The sequence below is a fragment of the Streptosporangium sp. NPDC023825 genome (genome assembly GCF_040639575.1).
Taxonomy (GTDB): domain Bacteria; phylum Actinomycetota; class Actinomycetes; order Streptosporangiales; family Streptosporangiaceae; genus Streptosporangium.
The window spans coordinates 1-9483 of sequence record NZ_JBFAAE010000072.1; the positions used below are offsets into that span (position 1 = coordinate 1).

The 9483-nt window shown below is 66.6% G+C and carries 11 protein-coding genes and 1 tRNA gene; 9 read left to right on the forward strand and 3 right to left on the reverse strand.

The features are described 5' to 3' along the window. The 8 genes from AB0G15_RS37680 to AB0G15_RS37715 form a co-directional block, all read left to right on the forward strand. Positions 1-660 (forward strand): GntR family transcriptional regulator (locus AB0G15_RS37680; protein ID WP_362849700.1); only part of this gene is annotated, 660 nt, incomplete at its 5' end. A gap of 122 nt (positions 661-782) precedes the next feature. After that, a complete protein-coding gene (locus AB0G15_RS37685) occupies positions 783-1217 on the forward strand; it encodes a plasmid replication, integration and excision activator (protein ID WP_362849703.1) in 435 nt (144 codons plus the stop codon). Next, a complete protein-coding gene (locus AB0G15_RS37690) occupies positions 1214-1537 on the forward strand; it encodes a hypothetical protein (protein ID WP_362849705.1) in 324 nt (107 codons plus the stop codon). The genes AB0G15_RS37685 and AB0G15_RS37690 overlap by 4 nt, the downstream gene beginning before the upstream one ends. Positions 1538-1621: 84 nt before the next feature. Next, the gene (locus tag AB0G15_RS37695) at positions 1622-3046 is read left to right on the forward strand and encodes an FtsK/SpoIIIE domain-containing protein (RefSeq protein ID WP_362849708.1); all 1425 of its coding nucleotides are present in this window, start codon (positions 1622-1624) and stop codon (positions 3044-3046) included. Continuing rightward, positions 3043-3237 carry a hypothetical protein gene (locus tag AB0G15_RS37700; RefSeq protein ID WP_362849711.1) on the forward strand — a complete coding sequence of 65 codons (195 nt, stop codon included), beginning with the start codon at positions 3043-3045 and terminating at the stop codon, positions 3235-3237. Before AB0G15_RS37695 ends, AB0G15_RS37700 begins: the two co-directional genes overlap by 4 nt. Beyond that, positions 3234-4946, forward strand: coding sequence for a replication initiator (locus AB0G15_RS37705; protein WP_362849714.1), 1713 nt, complete (start codon positions 3234-3236; stop codon positions 4944-4946). Before AB0G15_RS37700 ends, AB0G15_RS37705 begins: the two co-directional genes overlap by 4 nt. Then, positions 4943-5137: a helix-turn-helix domain-containing protein gene (locus tag AB0G15_RS37710; RefSeq protein WP_362849717.1), complete on the forward strand. Its 195-nt coding sequence runs from the start codon at positions 4943-4945 to the stop codon at positions 5135-5137. Before AB0G15_RS37705 ends, AB0G15_RS37710 begins: the two co-directional genes overlap by 4 nt. After that, positions 5134-6498 carry a tyrosine-type recombinase/integrase gene (locus AB0G15_RS37715; RefSeq protein ID WP_362849720.1) on the forward strand — a complete coding sequence of 455 codons (1365 nt, stop codon included), beginning with the start codon at positions 5134-5136 and terminating at the stop codon, positions 6496-6498. The genes AB0G15_RS37710 and AB0G15_RS37715 overlap by 4 nt, the downstream gene beginning before the upstream one ends. 111 nt (positions 6499-6609) lie before the next feature. Here AB0G15_RS37715 and AB0G15_RS37720 read toward each other — a convergent pair whose 3' ends face one another. Both AB0G15_RS37720 and AB0G15_RS37725 read right to left on the reverse strand, forming a co-directional pair. Beyond that, positions 6610-7185, reverse strand: coding sequence for a hypothetical protein (locus tag AB0G15_RS37720; RefSeq protein WP_362849723.1), 576 nt, complete (start codon positions 7183-7185; stop codon positions 6610-6612). A gap of 359 nt (positions 7186-7544) precedes the next feature. Then, positions 7545-7629, reverse strand: a tRNA-Tyr gene (locus tag AB0G15_RS37725). Between the two features lie 489 nt (positions 7630-8118). Here AB0G15_RS37725 and AB0G15_RS37730 point away from each other — a divergent pair. Continuing rightward, positions 8119-8613 carry a YajQ family cyclic di-GMP-binding protein gene (locus AB0G15_RS37730; RefSeq protein WP_362698251.1) on the forward strand — a complete coding sequence of 165 codons (495 nt, stop codon included), beginning with the start codon at positions 8119-8121 and terminating at the stop codon, positions 8611-8613. A 330-nt stretch (positions 8614-8943) separates the two neighbouring features. Here AB0G15_RS37730 and AB0G15_RS37735 read toward each other — a convergent pair whose 3' ends face one another. Next, on the reverse strand, positions 8944-9162 hold the full coding sequence (locus tag AB0G15_RS37735) for a hypothetical protein (RefSeq protein ID WP_362849726.1): 219 nt from the start codon (positions 9160-9162) through the stop codon (positions 8944-8946). Between the last annotated feature and the right edge of the window lie 321 nt (positions 9163-9483).

A 9483-nucleotide genomic window follows, 5' to 3' on the forward strand; every position in this document is an offset into this window, starting at 1 on the left:
GAGTATGCGGCGGGCTCGCTGCTGCCCAGCGAACACACGCTCATGGCGGAGTTCGGCATGGCACGGCCCACCGTGGTCAAGGCTCTCGGCGTCCTACGCGATCAGGGATGGATCGTCACCCAACAAGGCAAGGGCCGTTTCGTACGCGGTCGCCCGGCGATCCCCAAAGACCAGAAGGCGCGCACGGGCCGTGAACTCCTCGACCGGACAGAAACTCAGGCCGCGAGCAAGCTGCTGGCGGCCGGACCGGTGGAGGCTCCCAACCGCATCGCCGCCTACCTCGGCCTGGAGCAGAAATCCACGGTCGTGCTGCGCAAGATCCTGGTGGAGCGCGACGGCGAACCCACCGAGATCTCCGCCACCTGGGTCCCGGCCGATGTCGCCGAAGGTACGGCCCTGGCGGAGTCGGCCGATCTGCGCCAAGGCATCCGGCGCTATGTGGAGAGTGCGGCCGGCGTCTCGCTGGATCACGTCATCGAGCACATCACCGCGCGCAACCCCACCGCGGAGGAGCGCAAGCTCCTGGGCGTGAAGCCCTCGGCCGCGCTGCTGGCCGTGTACGCCGTCGCCTGTGATGCGACGGGCAAGCCGTGGGTGGTGGTGGAGACCGTACTTCCCGGTGATCTTCACGAGTTGGAAGACGCCTACCCGATCCGGTAATCCAACTTTCCTCATGAAGCCCGCTTGGTGCACTTGACTAACCAAGCGGGCTTCGTGCTTAATGAAGACTCAACTTGGTCAGTCAAGCAGACTGGCCAATCAAGAAGAGGAGTTGTTGCTTTATGGCCATCCAAGGCCCCATCCCCGTCCACTTCGAGCAGGTCTTCCCGCACGGCTGCTTCATCGTCGGCGAGGTCGAGCAGGTCAAGGACTTCGACGCCTCGTCCAAGGGCCGCACCGTCTACGCCAAGGACAAGAACACCGGCGAGCTGGTCTGGCAGGTCGCCGTCATGGACGCCGACCCCACTGTGAAGGCCGGCCAGAAGACGGTCTCGGTCAAGATCCTGTCCCCGATCCAGCCGACCGTTCCCGCTGCGCTGCCGGGCCTGCCGTTCGTGCCGGTGGAGTTTGACGGCATGACCGCCACCGCCTACGTCAACCAGAACACCGGACGACTGGCCTGGTCCATCCGAGCCACCGCGATGCGCCCTCCCCGCACCGCGGCGACTCCGGCCAAGGCTTCGGCTTCGACGGCCGGTAAGGACGTGGCCGCATGAGAGAGCACCTGCCCTACACCCGCGCCGTGGTGACCCTCGACGAAGACGGCACCCGACTCGACACCTCGTTCCGCACCCCGCACCTGTCGGTCATGGCGCTGGTCGCCGATGGCGGGCGGCCGTTCCTGCACCTGTCCTCCCGTGAGGCCCAAGTGATCGTCTCCACCACCGGCGGCGGACCGGTCACCGAACAAGACGTGATGCTCGCCCGGCAGATCGCCGACGTCGCCGCGCGCTACCTGGCCGACTGCGAGCGCCTGCACACCAACCAGTCCACCAACCCCCACCAGGCCGAGCCCGAGCAGGGCAAGGCGGCCTGACACGAAGCGGGGCCGCTGGAAGGTGCAACTTCCGGCGGCCCCTCGGTTCTCCCCAGACGCGAATCAAGAGAGGGCTCAAGCCTAATGTTCAAAAAACTGCCCGGTGACGAGGCTCGTACCCTCGTCACCACCACCCCCGATACCGCTGTGGTGTTCCGCCCGGCCGTGGTGCGTACCCCGGCCATCTTCACCATCACCATCTTCCTGTGGCGGCTGCTGGCCGGGTTGGTCCGGCTCCTCTGGCGTCACCCGATTGCGGTGGCCGTGCTCGCCGTTCCTACGGTGCTCGGCGTCCTGTACGGCTGGCGCTTCGCCCTGGTCGTCGTCGCCGTTCCGCTCTCGCTGCTGGCGCCGTGGCCGTTCTTCGATCGGGCCTCGTTCAACCGCTGGATGGGCTGGCGGCTGCTGGCCTGGTGGCGGCTGGTGTGGGTGTATCGGCGGCACTGGCAACCGGTGATGATCGTCTCCGGTCTCGGCCGGAACCTGCGCGGCCGGGACTACCTGCCTCGCATCGTGCGCGTCACCTGCACCTCGTGGGCGGACCTGGTCACGGTGAAGATGATCAGCGGCCAGTCGGTCAAGGACTGGACCGACCGCATCGACCACCTCGCTCACGGATTCGGTGCCACCTCGTGCCGGGTGACGGTGGCCCGGTCGGGCCGGTTGCTGCTGGCCTTCCCTCGGCGTGACCCACTGGCCACCCCCTTACCCGCCCTGCCCATCCCCGAGGTTGCCTCGGTCGAGCCGGTCGAGATCGGCCGATGCGAGGACGGCACTCCATGGCGGCTCAAAGTCCACGGCACCCATGTCCTGGTGGCCGGCGCCACCGGAGCGGGCAAGGGCTCCATCATCTGGTCCACCATCCGCGCTCTGCTGCCTGCGGTGCGGGTGGGCCTGGTTCAGGTGGGGGCGCTGGATCCCAAGCGGATGGAACTGTCCTTCGGACGCGCCCTGTTCGGCGACCGCTACGCCGCGAGTCCTGCGGCGTGTGCCGATCTGCTGGAAGCAGCGGTGACGGTCATGCAGGAGCGCGCCGACCGATTCGCCGGCCTCCAGCGCTCCCACACCCCCACGGTCGAGGATCCGTTCGTCCTGGTGGTGGTCGACGAGGTGGCGTTCCTGACCGCCTACCAATCCGACAAGGGCCTCAAGCTCCGCATCTCCGCCGCGCTGGCGACGCTCACCACCCAGGGCCGCGCGGTCGGGTTCGGCGTGATGGCCGCCCTCCAGGACCCGCGCAAGGAGGTCATGAACGTCCGCAACCTGTTCCCCGACAAGATCGCCCTTCGCCTGGATGAGTCCGAGCAGGTGGACATGGTCCTCGGCGACGGCGCACGCGACCGCGGAGCACTGGCCGATCACATCTCCCCAATCCCCGAGCAGGGCGCGGGCATCGGCTACGTCCGCCTGGAGACCTCACCCGACCCGATCCGTGCCCGTGCCGGCTACGTCTCTGACGTCGACATCCGCGCCATGGTCGCCGACTTCGCCGAGGAGGCAACCCAGTGAAGATCATCATTCAGGGCACCCTCGCCGAGATCGACACCATCCCCTTCCGCCTCCTGGGCCCCCTGTCCGACTCTCCGCCGCTCTTTGAGCTGGTGCTGTCGGACCTGGTGAACATCCGGCTGCGCCGCGACCCCTACAGCTCCTCCTACCGCTTCACCGCCGACGTGCTCGCCCGAGAGGAGGACAGGTGACCGACACCCCCACCTCCCCATCCGCCCCCTCACCGGACGGCTCCGACCGCACCCTTCCCCGCCTTATCCGTGACACCCTGCCCTTCGCCCTGGACGTCGCGGTGGAAGTCGCCAAGAACAACGGCGTCTGCATCCGCCCGATCGAGCTGCGGCGCCTCGACACCCACACCGGCATGACGGAGTCGTTCAACATCCCCTGCGGCGCCACCCAGGAAGCCAAGTGCCCGCCGTGCGCCACGCGCAACAAGCAACTGCGTAAGGCTCAGTGCCGCGAGGGCTGGCACCTCGACCACGAACCCGTCGCCGAACCTCACCCCTCCACCGACGACCAGAGGTGGCTGATCGAGTTCCGGGCCGACGTGCAGGCCAAGCGAGACGAGGCCGAACGCGACGGGGAAGACACCCTTGACTGGGACGAGGCCATCGCGGGCATCGACGCGGAGATCAACGCCGCGGGAATGCGCGGCAACGTCCTGGGCGGCCGGGCAACCCCGAAACGCTCGCGCTCGACGAGGCGGCGCCAGGATGCGCCGGACCTGCCCAAGCGGGCCAAGCAGAACACCACCCTCGGACGAACCTTCATCGCCTCCGACGGCAAGGTCTACCGGCCATCCCTGTTCGTCACCCTGACGCTCCCCTCCTACGGGCGCATCCACAACGGCGTCCCGGTCAACCCGGCCACCTACGACTACGCGGCAGCAGCACGCGACGCGCTGCACTTCTCCAAGCTGGTGGACCGGTTCGTGCAGAACCTTCGCCGGGTGGCGGGCTATGACGTGCAGTACTTCGCCTCCGTCGAACCACAGAAGCGCCTCGCCCCGCACCTGCACATGGCCATCCGCGGCACCATGCCCCGCGCTGAGGTCAAGGCGATCGCCGCCGCCACCTACCACCAGGTGTGGTGGCCTCGGGTGGATGAAGTCCGCTTCGACGGTGACCACCTGCCCATCTGGGCACAGCGAGCCGAACGCGCTGAGCCCTACTCGGATGGGCAGGCCGGCGACTACCTCGACCCGGCCACCGGGGAAGTGCTGCCTACCTGGGACGAGGCCCTCGACCAGCTCGACGCCGACGAGGCGGCCGAACCGCTGCACGTCGTGCGCTTCGGCGCTCAAGCCGATGTTCAGGGCGTCCTGGTCGGATCGCCGGATGCCGACCAGTGCCTCATTTACCTGTCGAAGTACCTGACCAAGAACCTCGGCGACCCGCTCGACCCCGACGACGTCGCCAACCAGGCCCGTCATGACCACGCCACCCGGATGGTCGAAGCGCTGCGTTATGAACCCTGCTCCCCGGCGTGCGCGAACTGGCTGCGCTACGGAATCCAGCCCAAGGGCGCCAAGGCGGGCATGCTGCCGGGCCGATGCCGCGGCAAGGCGCACAAGGCCGAACACCTCGGCTACGCGGGTCGTCGCATCCTGGTCTCGCGCAAGTGGTCCAACAAGACCCTGCGCGAACACAAGCAGGACCGGCGGGCCTGGGTGCTCGACATGCTCGGCCTGCCCGACGACACCGTGACCGACCCACACCGCTACGTCTGGCGACCGGTCTCCTCCAAAGACCCCAACCGCACCCCGCTGGCCAAACGGCTGCTGCGCGAGGTCGCCAACCGACAGCGCACCCGCGCACGCCTGATCGAACTCCAAGCCAGAGCAGACGGACGACCGATCGAAGATCTTTCGGCAATCGAGACTCGGGAGGCAGCGTGAGCAAGAACCGCGACCAGCTCATGACCATTCCGGAAGTCCTCGACGAACTCGGCGGGGTGTCCCGGCGCACCTTCTACCGCTGGCGAGAGATCGGCCACGCTCCGCAGGGCCTCAAGCTCCCGAACGGCGAGATCCGCATCTACCGCAGCGACTTCACCGCATGGCTTGAGACCCTCCGGGAGGCAGCGTGAACACCTCCTACGACGTGAAGTTCTGGGAGATTCGCCGGAACGAGACGAGCAAGACACCGTCCTACGTGGTCCGCTGGAAGGTCGGTGGTCGCCAGAAGTCCAAGACGCTGCGGACCAAGGCTCTCGCCGAGAACCTCCTGTCGGACCTGCGGCAGGCGGCGAAGCGGGGTGAAGCCTTCGACATGGAGACCGGACTCCCGCTCTCCATGCTCCAGGCCAAGAGCGCCCGGACGGTCTTCGAGTTCGTGCGGGCCTACATCGACATGAAGTGGCCTCACGCGGCGGCCAAGAGCCGCGACAGCATGTCCGACGCGCTCTCAACGGTGCTCCCCGCACTGACCAGGGATCGCCCCGGCCGTCCCGACTCCGAGACCCTGCGAACCGCTCTCCGCAAGTACGCAATCCTCCCGAACGGCAAGAGCCTCGATGTCCCAGCCGAGATGGTGCAGGCGATCCGCTGGCTTGAGGCGGCCTCCCTCGACCTGGTGGACCTGGAAGAGACCAGGGTCGTACGGCTGGCGCTGGATGCGCTCGCCCTTCGTCTCGACGGCAAGGCCGCGGCGCCGAACACGATCGCCCGTAAGCGGGCCGTCTTCCATGCCGTTCTTGAATACGCCGTGGAGTTGGAAGAGCTGGCGGCCAACCCGCTGCACAAGGTCAGATGGAAGCCTCCCAAGACCACCGAGACCGTTGACCCTCGCGTCGCGGTCAACCCCCGGCAGGCTCAGGAACTCCTGACCATGGTCACCTACGTCGGCAAGCGCGGTCGGGGCCGGCGGCTCATGGCGCTGTTCGCCTGCATGTACTACGCGGCGCTGCGCCCGGGTGAGGCGGTCGGCCTGCGTCTCCAGGACTGCCACCTGCCCGCGAAAGGCTGGGGGCGGCTGACGGTCGACGTCTCCCGGCCCGAGGTCAACAGACAGTGGACCGACAGCGGGGACGCCCACGAGGAACGGGGCCTCAAGCACCGGGGTAATGCCGACGTCCGGCCGGTGCCGATCCCTCCCGAGCTGGTGAAGATCCTGCGGCAGCACATCGACGAGTACGGGACCGGCGCGGACGGACGCATCTTCCGCAGCGAACGCGGAGGGGTGATCGCCTCGACGGCCTACACCGAGGTCTGGCAGGACGCGCGGGCACTCGCCCTCACGCCGGCTCAGGTCGCCTCTCCCCTCGCCCGGCGGCCGTACGACCTGAGGCACGCGGCGGTCTCGCTCTGGCTCAACGCGGGCGTCTCCGCTCCCGACGTGGCCGAGCGGGCGGGCCATGGGGTGGACGTCTTGCTGAGGGTCTACGCCAAGTGCCTCGACGGGCAGAAAGAGATCGCCAACAAGCGGATCAGTGACGCGCTGACCGTATGAGACGCGCACCGTACGACCAGGGTCCCGGACACCACCGGGGCCCTTCGGCGTTTCTGTCCCCTGTTAACAATCATGGTAATTAACGCAGGACCTGGCACAGCTACCCATCCCTCAGCGCTGCGCAGGGACGGCATCCAGCAAAGACCGCACACTGTCGCCCAGCTCAGCACGCTCATCCGGTGAGAGCTCCGCCCCCTGGCAGGACGACAGCTCTGCCCCGGCGCAGACGATGCCTGTAGCGATACGGGTGGCTTCGATTCCACGGTCGAACTGGGCACCGATCGTCGGGTCAGCCTGTCGGCAGTTTCGCAATACTTCTTTCTGGGGGGCATCGATGAGCTGTTCGTAACCGGCCTTGACCGTCGCAGCGTGGTAGGCAGGATCCCCCTTTTGTTCAAGTAGGTTTCTGATCGCGTTCCAGCTGGAGAGCAAGCCCACAGACAAGTTCGAGTAAGCATCCTTGCAGGGAGTTCGCCAGTGCTCGGGAGGCCTGTAGGCGCCCGGATCAAAGCCTGGTGGATACAAGCCCTCGTCAGGAGCGGAGGTCGTAGGCATGCTGCTGGACGCGGATGTCGAACCGGCTTCGGCTGCACCGCTCGCCGAGGTAGAGGCGGTGGGTGCCGCACCACACGCAGTCAGGGACAGCCCTATCACGGTGATGACGATCAACGGCTTGAGCAGTCTCATACCGCCAGCATGGTCTCGCAGCGAGTGGCCGAGGGCAGCGAATACGCCACATGATCATGTTTTGTTATGTGCTGGATTCCTCCAGGACTCACACGTTCCTGGGAGGGATCAACGTATGAACGGCTGTCGATCACGGCACGTTCGAGAAGCCCTTGCCGTGATCACCGGCATGGGTCGGCGCCGTGGGACGGTCCTGGCTCAAAGTCTCTGGAAGCTCATCGCCACCTGGGGAAACGGCCTCAAGATCATTGCGCGTATATTGCGCGACCACCGACACAGGGCCGCTCAGGGTGGCATCCGGCTGCACACCCCGGAAACGCAAAAGAGGCCCCGAAGGGCCTCTGAGCTGCCAGTTTGGCTGGTGGCAGGTGCAGGACTTGAACCTGCGTAGGCTGAGCCGACGGTTTTACAGACCGCTCCCTTTGACCACTCGGGCAACCTGCCGCGTCCTCCGCTTGCGGCGGCGACAGGAAGAAGAATAGCGGACTTCCGGGTGTGACGTGACATCGACGCGAGGCACCTCCCGATACCCGCTCCTATCAGGACTTTTGGTACGCATGTCGCCGCTTGTGCCAGTGCCCTCTGGGGAGGGAGTGACGCCAGAGGCGTCGCGGCGCCGGGGGCGGGGCTCCATGGCGGGGGTGTTCGAGGGATGGCCGGGAGCGGGTGCGAGGAGATCAAAGGAACAGGGACACGCCAAGGCGAGCGGGAGGGCGGGAGTGGAAACGAGACACGTTGACGTGGGACAGGACCCGCTGATGGCGGGAGAGGAACACGCTTCCGCCTCGGCATCGGCGGGAGATGCTGGCTAGGCTGATCGGTTACGTACGCGTCTACCGAACCGGCTCGCGGGCGCCACCGCGATTCGAGGTCCGTGGCTTCCGGGAATCGGGCGGCGATTGATAGTTCCAGCAGGTCAGAGGGGATTGAGCTTTGGCGGATTCATCGTTCGACATCGTTAGCAAGATCGACCACCAGGAAGCCGACAACGCGCTGAACCAGACGGTCAAAGAGGTCGGGCACCGATTCGACTTCAAGGGCACCGGCGCGACCATCGCCTGGTCGGGCGGTCAGAAGGCCGTTGAGATCAAGGCCAACAGCGAGGAGCGCGCCAACGCGGTCCTCGACGTCTTCAAGGACAAGCTGATCAAGCGAGGGCTCTCCCTCAAGATCCTGGACGCGGACGAGCCCAAGCTGTCCGGCAAGGAGTACCGGCTTCTGGTGACCCTCAAGGAGGGCATCGACCAGGAGCACGCCAAGAAGATCTCGAAGATCATTCGCGATGAGGGGCCCAAGGGAGTCAAAGCCCAGATCCAGGGCGAGGAACTGCGGGTGAGCTCCAAGAAGAGGGACGAACTGCAGGAGGTCATCGCCCTTCTCAAGGGCAAGGACCTGGAGATCGCGCTTCAGTTCTCGAACTACCGCTAGCAGAAGGGAAACCGAGGCTCTGACCTGTGGTTTCAGGACCTTACTGCTCCGGGAGGGCACATCCAGGGCATACGGCCGGGGCAAGAGGCTCTATTGCGCCCCGGCCGCTCACCCGTTTCACACATCGCTGGAGGTGAGCGACATGGTCTCTCCCACTTGGAGTGCCTGTGCAGGTGGACCGGCGAAGACTCGCGCTCTTGAGGAGATCGTCCACCATCCGGCCCGGGGCACCACGCCGATCGGCCTCGGTTCCTCCAGCCGGACAGGGGCACGGTGAACCCCAGTGAAACGACCTGGCGACCTTGAAGCGATCCGGGCTCGGCGGAAGCTCTACGAGCTGATTCCAGCTACCGGTTCGGGCTGGTGTCGAGCGCGAACCGCGCCGGGATTGACGCAGGCCCCGAAGATCCGATCCATGGCGACCGCGCCGCCCCGGAGTACGGGCCGGATCCACTTGCGGTAGGCCGGCTCGGTGGCGGCCGTACTGCCGAGGCCGACCACTCTGGAGATCTCCTCCAGGGAGCTGCCGCCGCCGGAGAGCACGGACACGAAGCCGCACCGCGGTTCCCGAGGCGATCACAGTACGCCGGGCCGAGGCCGATGAGTTTGATCTGAAACAGCGACGGCGGGCGCTGTCCGTCCACGCCACCACTCCGTCCACGCCACCACCGCCGAGGCCGGCCGACGAACGGCCCGACACGGCGGAAAATCCAAGGCTCCGGCGTTTGCGAACCCTCGGAACCTTCGACCCTGGACGCAGAACCTCACCCCTTCGAGGAAACCTCAGGCGGTGGGAACACACCTGCAGCTTTCGGCCCTTCGGCCGTGAACCCTCGGTTCCGACCTCCCGACTCCCCAACTCCCCGGCTT